At 44.3% G+C, this 14730-nt stretch carries 12 protein-coding genes; 9 read left to right on the top strand and 3 right to left on the bottom strand.

Translation table 11 applies throughout. The annotated features are described in order from the left end of the window. The first annotated feature begins 6 nt into the window (after positions 1 to 6). From R7040_RS03695 to choV, 8 genes are all read left to right on the top strand, one after another. A complete protein-coding gene (locus R7040_RS03695) occupies positions 7 to 765 on the top strand; it encodes an SDR family oxidoreductase (protein WP_005373217.1) in 759 nt (252 codons plus the stop codon). Between the two features lie 462 nt (positions 766 to 1227). Further along, positions 1228 to 3249 (top strand): tetratricopeptide repeat-containing diguanylate cyclase, encoded by a 2022-nt coding sequence (locus R7040_RS03700; protein WP_372430189.1) that lies wholly within the window; start codon positions 1228 to 1230, stop codon positions 3247 to 3249. A gap of 605 nt (positions 3250 to 3854) precedes the next feature. Further along, positions 3855 to 4454, top strand: a complete 600-nt coding sequence (gene betI / locus R7040_RS03705) for a transcriptional regulator BetI (RefSeq protein WP_017820329.1) — start codon at positions 3855 to 3857, stop codon at positions 4452 to 4454. 18 nt (positions 4455 to 4472) lie between these two features. After that, positions 4473 to 5933, top strand: a complete 1461-nt coding sequence (gene betB, locus R7040_RS03710; RefSeq protein ID WP_025767886.1) for a betaine-aldehyde dehydrogenase — start codon at positions 4473 to 4475, stop codon at positions 5931 to 5933. A gap of 180 nt (positions 5934 to 6113) precedes the next feature. Beyond that, the gene (gene betA / locus R7040_RS03715; RefSeq protein ID WP_005373209.1) at positions 6114 to 7829 is read left to right on the top strand and encodes a choline dehydrogenase; all 1716 of its coding nucleotides are present in this window, start codon (positions 6114 to 6116) and stop codon (positions 7827 to 7829) included. A 36-nt stretch (positions 7830 to 7865) separates the two neighbouring features. Continuing rightward, entirely contained in the window at positions 7866 to 8804 is a 939-nt protein-coding gene (locus tag R7040_RS03720; protein WP_005382646.1) for a choline ABC transporter substrate-binding protein, read from the top strand. 75 nt (positions 8805 to 8879) lie between these two features. After that, positions 8880 to 9722 (top strand): choline ABC transporter permease subunit, encoded by an 843-nt coding sequence (choW, locus tag R7040_RS03725; RefSeq protein WP_005392552.1) that lies wholly within the window; start codon positions 8880 to 8882, stop codon positions 9720 to 9722. Positions 9723 to 9724: 2 nt separating this feature from the next. Continuing rightward, a complete protein-coding gene (gene choV / locus R7040_RS03730) occupies positions 9725 to 10903 on the top strand; it encodes a choline ABC transporter ATP-binding protein (protein ID WP_042523602.1) in 1179 nt (392 codons plus the stop codon). 96 nt (positions 10904 to 10999) lie between these two features. On the opposite strand, the gene R7040_RS03735 is transcribed toward choV, so the two are convergent. Then, complete coding sequence (locus R7040_RS03735; protein ID WP_042523604.1) at positions 11000 to 11656, bottom strand: NAD(P)H-dependent oxidoreductase; 657 nt, start codon at positions 11654 to 11656, stop codon at positions 11000 to 11002. Positions 11657 to 11899: 243 nt separating this feature from the next. On the opposite strand from R7040_RS03735, the gene R7040_RS03740 reads away from it, so the two are divergent. Beyond that, positions 11900 to 12334: a globin gene (locus R7040_RS03740; RefSeq protein WP_053349193.1), complete on the top strand. Its 435-nt coding sequence runs from the start codon at positions 11900 to 11902 to the stop codon at positions 12332 to 12334. A gap of 41 nt (positions 12335 to 12375) precedes the next feature. Here the strand turns inward: R7040_RS03740 and R7040_RS03745 are convergent, their stop codons facing one another. Then, entirely contained in the window at positions 12376 to 13158 is a 783-nt protein-coding gene (locus R7040_RS03745) for a slipin family protein (protein WP_258470033.1), read from the bottom strand. Between the two features lie 10 nt (positions 13159 to 13168). Continuing rightward, positions 13169 to 14545: an NfeD family protein gene (locus tag R7040_RS03750; protein WP_005382635.1), complete on the bottom strand. Its 1377-nt coding sequence runs from the start codon at positions 14543 to 14545 to the stop codon at positions 13169 to 13171. Positions 14546 to 14730 lie beyond the last annotated feature (185 nt).

The following is a 14730-nucleotide window of genomic DNA, read 5'->3' on the forward strand; positions in this document are numbered from 1 at the left end:
GCGCTTATGGAGTTAGCAAATAAGGTCATTGCGATCACGGGGGCAGGGCAGGGGCTGGGTAAACAAATGGCACTGTCACTGGCGGAAAATGGCGTTCATCTTGCGCTTATCGACCTCAATTCAGATCAACTGGCTGAAACGAAAGCGGAATGTGAATCTCTCGGCGTTACCGCTCGTTTTTATGTGACGAACGTGACTGACGAACAGCAGGTGTGCACTGCTTTTGAGCAAATTGAGGCAGATTTCAAGCAGCTCAATGGCGTTATCAATAACGCAGGTATTATGCGTGATGGTATGTTCATTAAAGTCAAAGATGGTCAGGTTAACACGATGTCGCTGGAACAATTTCAGTCTGTTCTAGATGTGAATGTAACAGGCACTTTCCTGTGTGGCCGTGAAGCGAGCAAGGTAATGCTGAACACCGATAGCAAAGGGGTTCTGATCAACATATCCAGCGTTGCGCGTGCCGGGAATATTGGTCAAACCAACTATTCAGCATCTAAAGCGGCGGTAGCCACCATGGCAACGGTGTGGGCGAAAGAGTTAGGGCGTTTCGGAATTCGCTCAGTGGCGATTGCTCCGGGTGTCATCAAAACTGCCATGACAGACCAAATAAAACCTGAAGCGATGGAACGTTTAATCGGAATGATTCCGGTTGGACGTTTAGGTTTGGCGGATGAAATTTCATCGACCATAAAATACGTGTTAACCAACGAATTCGTGACCGGACGAGTGTTCGAAGTCGATGGCGGAATGCGAATGTAACCCCCTCTGCAACATAAAAAAGGGGAGCGAGTTTGATTGTCCGCTTCCTTCCACTTTCTCCTTTCTTTTATTGCTTCTATCTGAAAAATGTATTGGATGCATGGTCGACTGCTATCTCATCGAACGGTATAAAAATTGATTCTATTTCTAATGTGAATGGTTAGTTCTATATTGCTTGTCATGTAAATGTATTAACTCACAACTAAGACGATCTTTTGTCTCACTAACGAGATCGTTATTCTTGGTGTGTAAAAAACATTCTTATTGGTCATATTGTAACCGAAAACTATTTCGGCATCTAAAGATGGTGATTTATTATTCAGCGCAAAATACATGGGAATATGAGGCTGACTGAATAACCTTCAGTTGTCTTAATAATAAATAATCAGAATTCTCAATTACACTGAAGTAACTACCCATTAGGGAAGAGCAATAATGTCACTATTTCATTCGCTTAGGACGATGCCGCTATTATTGGGGTGTCTGTGTTTTTCTGTTCAGGCCTCCACAGAAAAGGTGGAACAGGAAGGTAAGTTTTTACAGTCGTTAGAAGGCATCGAAAATCAAATTTACGCATTACCTCAGAGTTCTTTAGCTTTGATTGAAGCGTTAGAAGAAGAGTCTTTACTACAAAACCAACCAACAGCGCTGTTGGTGCGTTACTGGCTTGCCAAGGCCACGGTTTTAGAGCTGCTAGGGCGCGTAGAAGAGAGTCAGAGTGTCGTTCAAAAAGGATTGGAGCTTGTACGTCCACAGAGCCATGAGTATCTCCTGTTTAAGTTGATTCAGATGCGAACTATGGTTGGAAAGAGCGATATCGATACCGCGCTTTCTGCGTTGGATAGCTTGTTGGAAACATCGCGTGAGAATGGTGATAAGCAACTTGAATCAGAAATCCTGTTGCTAAAAGGACGCTATTACGATGAGCAAGGTGAGTTTAAAAAATCCTATGCTGCACTTATGTCGTCCATGGATGCGGCTGAATCTTCAGGTGTTCACGGGCTGGTCGAACGTGCAGCACTAGAGCTAGGTGACGTACTTGTCAAAATTCAGGGTTACGACCGATCTGAGGCGCTTTTGGAACAAGCATATCGCTATTTTAGGGATAGGCGTATGTCGTTCAATGAGTTGTTGAGCGTTTTGACGATAGCGAAACTTCATAAAGCACAGTTCCAATACGAAGAGGCGATAGCGTCATATCAGCGAGCGTTAAAGCTGGCTCAAATTATCGGTGATGGACGCTTTAGATTTCGAGTTAACCTTGAACTTGCAGCTTTATATCGCGAGACGAAACAAGAAAAGAAGATGGTTAATCACTTGAAGCTGGCGGAGAATTTACAGTACAGAGAAACGTCTAGCGCGTATTTGGCAACATTTAAGTTGTTACAAGCCGAATATATGTTAGAGCAGCAGCAATTTGAAATACTTTTAGCGATGATCGCGCCAATGCTGCCGGAGATTATAGAGAGTCGATACGTCAAGCAACAGCAAATGGAGCTACTAAAAGTCGCCGCTATGGCCTATGCGGGAAGCAATGACTTTAAACTAGCATTCGAAACTTACGGTAACTATCACGATAAATTTATCCAATTTAGCAATCAAAGAGAAGTTGAAAATCTTGAGCGCCAGCAGACGTTATTTGAGTTGGAACGACTTGAATATGAGAACGAAGATCTCAACTGGAACAATGTTTTGCAGCGTATGGAGCTAGAAAATAACCGTCGTACTTTTTACTTATTGGGTGAAGCGCTACTTGCGCTCATCGGTGTTCTATTTTTGATGGCGGTAGTATTTCTCGTCGTCAATCGCTCGCGTTTGAGAATGCGTCGCCTCGCAAAGACAGACACATTGACAGGGTTGTTCAATCGCCGTTTTTTAGAGGACTGGTTCACTAAGCCAGTAGAAGTGAGGCGTGAGCGAAAAGAGAAACCGGTACCTCAATCTAAGCAAGAAAAAATACAACACTTTGTTTTTGAGCAAGTCGAGCAAGTTAAGTACGGTTATCTAGCTTTAAATAAATGGGTAGATAGCAAACTCGATAAACAGAAAATGGTGCCAAATAAACCACAATCGGGGCCAGTAACTTTAGCGTTAATCGATGTGGATTATTTCAAGCAGGTAAATGATACCTATGGGCATGTGTTTGGAGATACCGTACTAACGGGCGTTGCCAAAGTGTTGGAGGAAACTGTACGTGAAAACGACATTGTTGCTCGCTTTGGTGGTGAAGAGTTTGTTGTTGTTATGCCCAATACAGACCATGAAAACGCCCTTATTACTGCCGAACGTTTACGTAGCGCTTTATCCCTACATGGCTTTGTTACGGAACAGAAAGAAGAAGTGAGAGTGACCTGTAGTTTTGGAGTCGTTACCACTGAAGATAATGAGATGAGCTTTAAATCACTTTGCGATCAGGCCGATAAATTGCTTTATCAAGCGAAAGCGAACGGACGCAACTGCGTGAAAGGTCGCTCGCTAGCGTAACAGAAATCAAGAGTTCAGGCTCATCGCACGATGAATCTGAACTTATCCCTCCCATTTACTTTGATAGCCAAGTGACTTTGAGATCCTTGCTTCGAATATAAAACGCTGAATCTAACATCTTAAAGTCACTTGGCGATATTACTTAAAAATGGCTTAAGGATATCGAATCGCATATTCATGGCGTTCAACATAACCTCTCTTTTTGCCTCCTTCACCTTCAAAGTGCGAATGCCAGTTGTGTCTACAAAACTATAACAAACTAGTGTGTCTATTCTTTGTACAAATAAACCGTGTACAGGTGAAATGATTAGTGGTCGATATAAATTTTTTGTGGCACAGATTTTTGTTGTTCAAAAATCAACTCGTTCATCATCGTTTTAAAAATAGAGAAAGAGTTAAGTGTTTGATTTTGTTTTTCTTGTTTGTTTGTTCTTAAACTGAAATCTAGTTATCCCGACAAGTTCTTACCGAGCGATTTTTCGTACACCCTCAACTTTTCATCCTTTTTTACTAACATTTTTCTTTAAAAATAATTTGAGTTCGAATTAATTTTCAGGCATTTTATATTTAACTAACCGTTCAATTAAAAATAACAGGGACGCAAAATGCCAAAGGTGGGGATGCCTGAAATCAGAAAACCGCAGCTTGTGAAAGCGACAATGTCAGTGATTGATAGAGTCGGTTTACACGCGGCGAGTATTTCGTTAATCAGCAAAGAAGCCGGTGTATCAACGGGGATTATCAACCACTATTTCGGTGGTAAGCACGGATTGCTGGAGGAAACGATGCGAGAAATCTTGCGTCAGCTTTCGTCCACTATCACACAGAAGTTACGTGAGCTGCCAAGTGATGCTCATCACCAAAGAATTAATGCAATCATTGACGGTAACTTTGTCGGCTATCAGGCAGAAAACCAAGTTGCTAAGACTTGGCTGGCGTTTTGGTCGTACTCAATGCATGACGAGCAGCTCAAGCGTTTACAGCGTGTCAACGAACGACGTCTATTGTCCCACCTAAGAAAAGAACTCAAAGCATTATTAAATGCAGAGCAGGCTGAATTGGTTGCTCATGGTATTGCATCACTTATTGATGGAATTTGGCTGCGCGGAACGCTCAACCCGCAAGGCATTGATGCAGAAAGAGCGAGAATCATCATCAACGATTATCTCGAAAAACAACTTACGTTTTATTCTGAAAAAATATAAAAGTTACAGGTCTTCAAAATGGAAATGAAAGCACACTATATCAATGGTGCGATGTACGACGGGTGTTCAGATGAACACTTCACCACTTACAATCCGGCGAATGGTGAGCCATTGGCCAACATTAAACAAGCGAACCAAGACGATCTTCAAGCAGCGATTGAATCGGCAAAGAAAGGTTTTGCTGCATGGTCGGCGATGACTGCGATTGAGCGCAGCCGTATTTTACACAAAGCCGTTGCCATTTTACGTGAGCGTAATGACGAGCTGGCTGCATTGGAAGTGGCAGATACTGGTAAGCCCATTCAAGAAGCTATCGCGGTTGATGTCACAACAGGTGCCGATGTTCTTGAGTACTACGCTGGCCTTGCTCCAAGTCTACAAGGTGAACAGCAGCCACTCAGCGACGATCAGTTTTTCTATACACGTCGTGAGCCATTGGGCATTTGCGCGGGTATTGGCGCTTGGAATTATCCAATTCAAATTGCGATGTGGAAATCGGCGCCAGCACTCGCTGCGGGCAACGCAATGATCTTCAAGCCATCAGAAGAAACACCATTAACGGCGCTTAAGCTCGCCGAAATTTATTCAGAAGCGGGCATGCCAGATGGCGTATTTAATGTCGTGCAAGGGGATTACCGAGTAGGACAGATGCTAACGGCGCATCCTGATATCGCAAAAGTGTCATTCACGGGTGAGTCAGGCACCGGTAAAGTCGTCATGAGTGACAGCGCTAAGACACTAAAACAAGTAACGATGGAGCTGGGTGGCAAGTCTCCGCTGATTATTTTTGATGATGCGAAGTTAAACGATGCCGTTTCTGCGGCCATGGTGGCGAACTTCTACACCCAAGGTGAGGTTTGTACGCATGGTACACGTGTATTTGTCCATGAAGGTATTTATGACGACTTTATCGCACAGCTTAAAGCCCGAACCGAGCTGTTAGTCGTCGGCGATCCGCTTGATGAGAACACGCAAATTGGCGCGCTAATCTCTAAAGATCATGAATCGAAAGTTCTAGGAGCGATTGAAGCCGCGAAAGCGAGTGGCGCGACGTTACTGACTGGCGGCTACAAAGTAACAGACAATGGTCTAGCTAATGGTAACTTTGTTGCTCCAACCGTATTTGTCGATTGCGATGATGACATGAGCCACGTTCAACAAGAAATCTTTGGCCCGGTAATGTCAGTTCTGAAATTCCGCGATGAGTCGGAAGTGATTGCGCGCGCAAATGGCACCGATTATGGCTTAGCGGCAGGTGTCTTTACTCAAAACCTATCTCGTGCGCACCGTGTGATACACCAAATTCAAGCGGGTATTTGTTGGGTGAACACATGGGGTGACTCACCTGCGGAAATGCCAGTTGGCGGCTACAAGCAATCAGGTGTTGGCCGTGAAAACGGAGTCGAAACCCTTAAACATTACACACAAACGAAGAGTGTTTTGGTTCAGCTAAGCGACTTCGAAAGCCCTTACAAATGATACTACTCATAGTAGATAACTGACCACTTTAGCTTGTTAAAATGCTCGATAACTACGTTGTCAATTTTGATTGTAGGTTAACTACTTATCAAAATTTCCGCCTTGTTCTCAAGCATTTTTCCTACGCTAATTTCGTTCACTTATCTACGGTGATGAGTATTAACTCCTAGGAGAATAAAAATGCAACAACACTACGATTACATCATCGTCGGTGCGGGTTCGGCCGGCTGTGTGTTAGCGGATCGCTTAAGTGAAAGTGGTCAAAATTCGGTCCTATTACTCGAAGCGGGTGGGTCGGATAAAAGTATTTTTATCCAAATGCCAACAGCGCTTTCTTACCCGATGAACACTGAAAAATACGCGTGGCAGTTTGAGACGGTTGAAGAGCAAGGGTTGGATGGTCGCCAACTTCATTGTCCTCGCGGAAAAGTTCTGGGCGGTAGCTCATCTATCAACGGCATGGTTTACGTTCGCGGACACGCTTGTGACTTTGACCAGTGGGAAGAGGAAGGCGCGAAAGGCTGGAATTATCAGTCGTGTTTGCCTTATTTCCGTAAAGCAGAGTCTTGGATTGGTGGTGCTGATGAATATCGGGGCGATCACGGTCCAGTCGGCACATGTAACGGCAACGATATGAAGCTCAATCCACTGTACCAAGCTTTTATTGATGCAGGCAAAGAAGCGGGCTACCCAGAAACAAAAGATTACAACGGTTATCAGCAAGAGGGCTTTGGCCCAATGCATATGACCGTCGACAAAGGCGTACGCGCTTCGACCTCTAATGCATACTTAAGCCGCGCTAAAAAACGCAAAAACTTCACCCTAATGAAGAGGGTGACGGTTCATCGAGTTTTATTAGAAGAAACTGGTGCAGAAGGTAAGAAAGCGGTAGGCGTTGAATTTGAAAAGTCAGGTTCAATTCAGCAATGTTTTGCGAATAATGAAGTGATTTCGAGTGCGGGTTCGGTTGGCTCCGTTCAGCTGTTGCAGCTTTCAGGCATTGGCCCTAAGGCAGTATTAGAAAAAGCGGGCATTGAGGTGAAACACTCGTTGGAGGGAGTAGGTAAAAACCTGCAAGATCACTTAGAAGTGTACTTCCAATATCACTGTAAACAACCTATCACGCTCAACAGCAAATTAGGGTTGGTGAGCAAGGGCTTGATTGGCACTGAGTGGATATTAACTCGCAAAGGCCTAGGGGCTACTAACCACTTTGAATCGTGTGCGTTTATCCGCTCTCGTGAAGGACTAAAGTGGCCAAATATTCAATATCACTTCTTGCCAGCGGCAATGCGCTATGACGGGCAAGCTGCTTTTGATGGTCATGGTTTCCAAGTGCACGTTGGACCTAACAAGCCAGAAAGTCGCGGGTCGGTCGAAGTTGTCTCTGCGAATCCGAATGATAAGCCGAAGATTGAGTTTAACTACATTTCCACTGAACAAGATAAGCAGGATTGGCGTGATTGTATTCGCCTTACTCGCGAGATCCTCAATCAGCCAGCCATGGATGAGTTTCGTGGGGATGAGATCCAACCCGGTCTGAACATCACAACGGATGAACAGATTGATGAATGGGTGAAGCAAAACGTCGAGAGTGCTTACCATCCATCTTGTACCTGCAAAATGGGCGCAGATAATGACCCATTAGCCGTCTTAAATGAGCGATGCCAAGTACGCGGTATTCAAGGCTTGCGTGTGGTGGACTCTTCTATTTTCCCAACCATTCCGAACGGTAATTTAAATGCGCCAACGATTATGGTGGCAGAACGCGCCGCGGATATGATTTTGGATAACGCCCTAGAAACGTCGAACAACGTACCAGTTTGGATTGCACCGGACTGGCAAGAGATGCAACGAATGCATCCGCCAAAAAGAGATCTCGATTCGATCTCATAAAATGAAAAAGTCAGTAATCATTACAAGGAATTCAACATGTCTAAGATGACAAAAATCTTCTCAACAATTGCACTAAGTACTTTAGCAACAGGCGCTTACGCCAACCAATGTGAAACGGTTCGTTTCGCAGATGTAGGTTGGACTGACATCACAGCGACCACTGCCGTTACATCAGAGTTACTTAAAGGGTTGGGGTACAAAACGAAGACCGATCTTCTGTCTGTGCCTGTAACTTACTCCTCTATGGCTAATGGCGATATCGACATTTTCCTAGGTAACTGGATGCCAACGATGGAAGGTGATATCGCGAAATACCGTGATGCAGGTACTGTTGAAACCGTACGCGCGAACCTCGTTGGCGCAAAGTACACGCTAGCGGTTCCAAAATACGTTTATGACGCAGGCGTAACCAATTTCGCTGACCTAGTAAAACATGCCGACAAATTTAAAGACCGCATTTACGGCATTGAACCAGGAAACGATGGCAACCGCTTAATTCAGTCAATGATTGATAGCAACGCATTCGGCCTAAAAGATTTCAGCCTAGTTGAGTCCAGTGAAGCTGGCATGGTGTCTCAAGTATCACGTGCCGCACGCCGCAATCAATGGATTGTGTACCTAGGTTGGGCGCCGCACCCAATGAATAGTAACGTTGAAATGGAATATCTAGCGGGTGGTGATGACTTCTTCGGTCCTAACTACGGCGGCGCGAACGTCTACACAAACGTACGTAAAAATTACCTCGCTGAGTGTCCAAATGTAGGTCAGCTAGTGAAAAATCTAGAGTTTAACCTAGAAATGGAAAATGAACTGATGGAAGCGATTCTTAACCAGAAACAGAAGCCATCAAAAGCAGCGCAAGCATGGTTGAATGCAAACCAAGAGCAAATTGAAGCGTGGCTAGAGGGCGTGAAAACGGTGGATGGCCAAGATGCGCTAACAGCTATTACAAACTACTTAAAAACAAACGCTTAATAAGCAGTATTTGAGCTCGTTTTTTTAAAAGAAAGTGGGCAGTTTTGCCCGCTTCATTAACACAAAGGTTTTATTTTGAATTTTATTACGGACAACAAACTACCGTTGGGCCAATGGATGGAAACTGGCGTCGATTGGTTAACCATCAATGCATCGGGTTTTTTCGATGCAATCTCTATTACACTTGAAACGATCATTCTTTTCGTGGTGGACATTTTTAAATGGATGCCACCTGCAGCGCCAATCATTATGACGGCGGCAATTGCTTGGTTCTTACATCGCAGCATTCCTCTTGTCGTATTTATCGTGTTGGCCTTACTCGCAATTCTCAACCTTGGTTACTGGCAAGAAATGCTGGAAACCTTTGTCCTTGTGTTTGCAGCGACAACGATTTCCGTATTAATTGGCGTGCCGTTGGGCATTATGGCGGCGCACCGTCCTTGGTTATACACCTTGTTGCGGCCAATACTCGATTTAATGCAGACCGTCCCGACATTCGTTTACCTAATTCCAACCTTGGTTCTGTTTGGATTGGGTATTGTCCCTGGTCTAATCTCGACCATCATTTTCGCTATCGCTGCGCCAATTCGATTGACGTACCTCGGCATTATTAAAGTGCCGGAGGAGCTACTTGAAGCGGGTAAAGCATTTGGTGCCAGCCGCATGAAGCTACTGTTTAAGGTGGAGTTACCTGCGGCATTGCCAAGTATTATGGCTGGCGTTACGCAGTGCATTATGTTGTCTCTTTCTATGGTGGTCATTGCGGCGCTTGTTGGTGCTGATGGGCTTGGTAAGCCAGTCGTACGTGCACTGAATACGGTAAACATTTCACAAGGTTTTGAAGCTGGTTTAGCGATTGTACTCGTTGCCATCATTCTTGACCGCTTGTGTAAAGCACCAAACCAGAAGGAGGCATAATCATGGACGCTATTACTATTAAAAATCTTGATGTCGTTTTTGGTCAGCAACAAGCACAGGCGCTAGCACTACTAGATCAAGGGAAATCTCGACAAGAAATCATTGATGAAACTGGCCAAGTGGTTGGGGTTGATAATGTTTCGCTGAACGTGAAACAGGGTGAGATCTGTGTCTTGATGGGGCTTTCAGGCTCGGGTAAATCAAGTTTGCTGCGAACGGTTAACGGATTGAACGATATTTCTCGTGGCTCTCTGAAAATTAAAGATGGCGACGACATGGTTGAGCTCTCTAACTGTGACGAACAGAAACTGCGCCACCTTCGTACGCACCGCGTGTCCATGGTGTTTCAGAAGTTTGCATTGATGCCTTGGTTAACGGTGTTAGACAATGTAGCGTTTGGTCTAGAGATGCAAGGCATTGGTAAAGCAGAGCGTCGTAAAAAGGCGCGTGAACAGCTCGAAATGGTCGGTTTATCTGAGTGGGAAACCAAATTCCCGCACGAGCTTTCTGGTGGTATGCAGCAGCGTGTTGGCCTAGCGCGAGCGTTCGCGATGGACACTGATATCTTGTTAATGGATGAACCGTTTTCAGCACTTGATCCATTGATTCGTGCTCAGCTTCAAGATGAATTGATTCTGCTTCAGGAAAAGCTAAACAAAACCATTCTTTTTGTGAGTCACGACTTGGATGAAGCACTTAAAATCGGTAACAACATCGCCATTATGGAATCAGGAAAGCTGATTCAACATGGCAAGCCAGAACAGATCATTCTTGCTCCAGAAAACGATTATGTGGCGGACTTTGTTGCTCACACTAATCCATTAAATGTGCTGAAGGGACGTTCCTTAATGCGTGACGATTTGGTTCGCGAAGATACGCGTGTTCTGATTTGCCCTGATAAAGATATTTGGGTGATACAAGAGAGCAAGGGGTTAAGTTTAGCGGATAAAGATAAATCGTTGATTCAATGGAAGAGCGATTCTTCGAACCTTGACGAAGTTAATGAAAACTCTCTGGTTCAGGTTAGTCCAGAAATCAGTATGCGAGAAGCGATTGAACTTAAACAGCGTAGCAATCAGCCTCTGCTTATGGTTGAAGATAATAAGCTGGTTGGTGTGTTAAGCGACAATGAGCTTTACGATGCATTGCTTGGTAATTTTAAGTCAGAGCAAGTTGCGTAAAGTTGACGCAGAACCAAGTAAAAAAGAGCCGCATTAATGTGCGGCTCTTTTTAGTTTAAACAATGAGTTAAGTCGCTAAGCTAAGACAATGGTCGATTATAGAGTCGTAATTACGTCATCCATTGCAAGGCGCGCTTTTGGAAGACCATGATTGTAATCTTCCCCATCTTTATGGTAGCCAATCGCCAGCGCAACTTCACAAATATGGCCCTCGAGCTCTTCTTTAAACTCTTCTCCAATCAGAGCCGGATCGACACCTTCCATCGGTGTTGAATCAATGCCTAGTCGTGCCAATGTGTGTAGTAGGTTGCCTAGTGCCAAATAGACTTGTGCTTTTGTCCAGTTTCCGTTGAAGCCATTTTCGTCCGTATTTGCATCGGCAAAAGCGTAAGCACCCATAAAGTTGTTGTACATCTCCGCTGGCAAGTGGCCAGATGTTACTTCTGCATCCACACGTTTCGCAAATTTCTCTTTAGTAAATTTAGGATCGTAAGCAAACAGAATCGTATGTGATGCGGCTTTCGCGTGTGGTTGGTTAAACTGGTGCATATTTGCAAACGTATTGTGGAAACGTTGCTTCGCTTCATCACTTTCAATAACGATGAATTTCCATGGTTGTGAGTTGATAGAAGACGCCGACAAACGCAGTGCTTCTTTGATTATCGCCATGTCTTCTTGAGAAACGCGCTTGGTTTCATCATATTTTTTTGCAGTGTAACGGTTATTTAGATCGGTAATGATTTGATGGGACACGTTTATATCCTCTTTATGTGATGACAGATGAGGATGCACTAGCATCGACAACCATGCGTACCTCGAATATGGGTTCATGATAATGGATATTTTTTCATTGATAAGAGGGTGTTTATTTAAATCACTTTTTACTTTTTGTTGAAAATCGATGTGAGTTGATCGATTTGAAACTTAAAAGTCCTTATTTGGAAGCTTTTATTTGATATTAAATTAAACTCATATTGAGGCGTAGGGGAAAGCAACATGAACGTGATTGAAGTTTTTAATGATAGCTATGAACGTTGTACTTCAGATCAGGAGTTTTTCGACTTGTTCTACAAAAATTTATGGTCGAAAAGCGCCAACTTTAGACAGAAGTTTGACGGTATAGACATGCACCAACAAGTGAGAATGCTTAGAGGGTCTATCGTATTTTTTATGATGGCAGATACCTCGACCGAAGCGCACAAAATGGTGGAAAAGTATGGGAAAAAGCATGCAAGTGCCGAAATTGGTATAGAGCCGCAGGATTTTGATGTTTGGCTTGAGAGTTTGTTAGAAACGGTTCGACAGTGTGATTCCGGGTACGATACCGATGTTGAAACCGCTTGGCGAACATGCTTTAAAACGGGCTTAGAAGTAATGAAACAAGAGTGTGATAAAGAAGATGGGCACATCCTTAAAGCGAGTTCCAAATAAGGAAGTAACGTGAGTGGTCGTTACTTCCTAGGGTCAGAACCTTACTTATCTTGTGTCTCTTTATTCTTTTTCACCGCTTCGGCGATATCACTGACAGCTTCGACAAGATTGATCGGCATTGGAAAAATAATAGTGGATGTTTTGTCTGTAGTGATTTCAGTGAGTGTCTGCATGTAACGTAATTGCAGTGCATTCGGTGCTTCGTTGAGCATTTGCGCTGCTTCTTTTAATTTATTTGAAGCCTCTAACTCACCAGTAGCGTGAATGATCTTCGCCCTACGGTTACGTTCTGCTTCTGCCTGACGGGCTAGGGCTCTGACCATGCTGTCATTTAAATCAACATGTTTGACTTCAACCGTAGCAATCTTGATTCCCCAGTCATCAGTTTGTTGATCGAGAATGGATTGTAAATCCTTATTGAGGCGTTCTCGCTCTGATAGCAATTCATCGAGTTCATGCTGACCCAATACCGAGCGCAGCGTGGTTTGTGCTAACTGACTGGTGGCATCGCTGTAGCTTTCAATATTGTTAATCACCATTTGAGGATCGACTACGCGAAAATAAACGACCGCGTTGACGCGCACAGAAACGTTATCTTTGGTAATTAAATCTTGTGTCGGCACATCCAAAACGACAGTACGTAAATCAACCCTCACCATTTGCTGAATAAATGGGATAAGGATGATCAAACCAGGTCCTTTGACTTCTTGAAATCGACCAAGAAAGAACACAACCCCACGTTCGTATTCTCTCAAAACCTTGAACATTTGGGTCGCTAGTGCGAACAGCAGCACCACGATCACCGCAACGGTATAGAGCATCATAAAGCGCCTCCTATTTATTTTGGCGGTCATCAGGCATCACAGTTAAGGTCAGCCCTTTAACATTAACAATGGTGACGTGATCACCTTGTTTGAATTGTTGATGGTCTTTGGCTTTAGCTCGCCATAACGCACCGTTGAGTTGAACGCGTCCTTCGCCATCGATAAAGTCATCGCTTACCACGGCGACCTTCCCAGGGTAAGTCTCTAAACCCGTCGTTACACGCCGGCGACGAATTTTGAGCAGCAGGCCGACGGTCAGCACGATTAGAGCCACGGAAAATATGGCAATACCAAAAATCAAAGGAAGGGCGATCTGGAATCCTGGTAACTCACTGTCCATGAGAAATATCGAACCGAGTACAAAGGCGACAACGCCGCCTAAGCCCAAAATACCAAAGCTCGGGCTGAATGCTTCCGCTATCATTAGTGCAATACCGAGTAACAGCAGACCAAGACCTGCGTAGTTGACGGGCATCATTTGTAGTGCGTACATGGCAAGAAGCAGACAAATCCCACCTAGCACACCGGGTAAGCCAATTCCTGGGTTGTAAAATTCAAGAAGTAAACCGTAGATGCCGATGAGCATTAGAATGTAGGCAACGTTTGGATTGGTTATAACGGCTAGCATTTCTGCTCGCCAATCGGGTGTTCTTTCAATCCATACGGGATTTTCCAGTGACAATGTCACATCACGATTGTTAACTTTAACAGTTTGTCCATCAATGGCTTTGACTAAATCCTCTGGTGAGTTGGCTATATAATCAATAACGTTTAATTCCAATGCCTCTGTGGCGTCCAAACTCGCTGCTTCGCTCACTGCTTTCTCTGCCCACTCTGCATTTCGGCCATGAAGCTTTGCTAAGCCTTTAATATAGGCTCTAGCATCATTAATCACCTTTTTCTCCATTGCGGTTTTCGCGGGAACTTTCTCTGAACCTTCGTTGGTTCCTTCTGACGTTTCTTCCGCGTTTTGATCTTTGCCATCATCCGATGAAGGGGGCTGAGGGGCACCACCTAACGCGACGGGCGTTGCCGCGCCAAGGTTGGTGGCTTCAGCCATGGCGGCAACGTGGCTGGCGAGTAAAATGTATGTCCCTGCGCTAGCCGCTCTAGATCCTGACGGGCCAACCCAAGTCGCAATTGGAGTGGAGGAGGTGGTAATCGCGTGAATAATATCTCGCATTGCGCTATCTAAGCCGCCTGGTGTGTCCATCTCTAAGATCACTAAACTGACACCGTTTAGTTGAGCTTCTTCTATTTCACGAGATAAATAGTCGCTAGTAGCAGGCCCTATAGCGCCTTTGACAGGAACAATCCAAACAGTATTCGCCAGTGCTTGACTGGCCATCAAGAGTAAAGGTAAGAACCATATCCATAGTCGTTTCATGCAGTCCTCCTTGTGTGGTCACAGGGACTTTTTGAAATCCTAATTCAAGTATATCCAAATAACTTAGAGATGCTTGAGTATAGGTTCTAATGAATAAGTTGCCGAGGCTAATTAGGAGACTACTTTTTTATATATAAACGCTGTGTGAGATAGTAAACTAAAGCAAATTATTGGTAATTGTGATG

The sequence above is a fragment of the Vibrio sp. 1069 genome (assembly GCF_033340555.1).

Bases quoted from the DNA above. Each gene is read 5' to 3' on its own strand.
- R7040_RS03700 (WP_372430189.1), top strand. From the start codon at position 1,228: ATGCCGCTATTATTGGGGTGTCTGTGTTTTTCTGTTCAGGCCTCCACA.
- R7040_RS03720 (WP_005382646.1), top strand. From the start codon at position 7,866: ATGTCTAAGATGACAAAAATCTTCTCAACAATTGCACTAAGTACTTTA.
- betA (WP_005373209.1), top strand. From the start codon at position 6,114: ATGCAACAACACTACGATTACATCATCGTCGGTGCGGGTTCGGCCGGC.
- R7040_RS03750 (WP_005382635.1), bottom strand. From the start codon at position 14,545: ATGAAACGACTATGGATATGGTTCTTACCTTTACTCTTGATGGCCAGT.
- betI (WP_017820329.1), top strand. From the start codon at position 3,855: ATGCCAAAGGTGGGGATGCCTGAAATCAGAAAACCGCAGCTTGTGAAA.
- betB (WP_025767886.1), top strand. From the start codon at position 4,473: ATGGAAATGAAAGCACACTATATCAATGGTGCGATGTACGACGGGTGT.
- R7040_RS03695 (WP_005373217.1), top strand. From the start codon at position 7: ATGGAGTTAGCAAATAAGGTCATTGCGATCACGGGGGCAGGGCAGGGG.
- R7040_RS03745 (WP_258470033.1), bottom strand. From the start codon at position 13,158: ATGATGCTCTATACCGTTGCGGTGATCGTGGTGCTGCTGTTCGCACTA.
- choV (WP_042523602.1), top strand. From the start codon at position 9,725: ATGGACGCTATTACTATTAAAAATCTTGATGTCGTTTTTGGTCAGCAA.
- R7040_RS03740 (WP_053349193.1), top strand. From the start codon at position 11,900: ATGAACGTGATTGAAGTTTTTAATGATAGCTATGAACGTTGTACTTCA.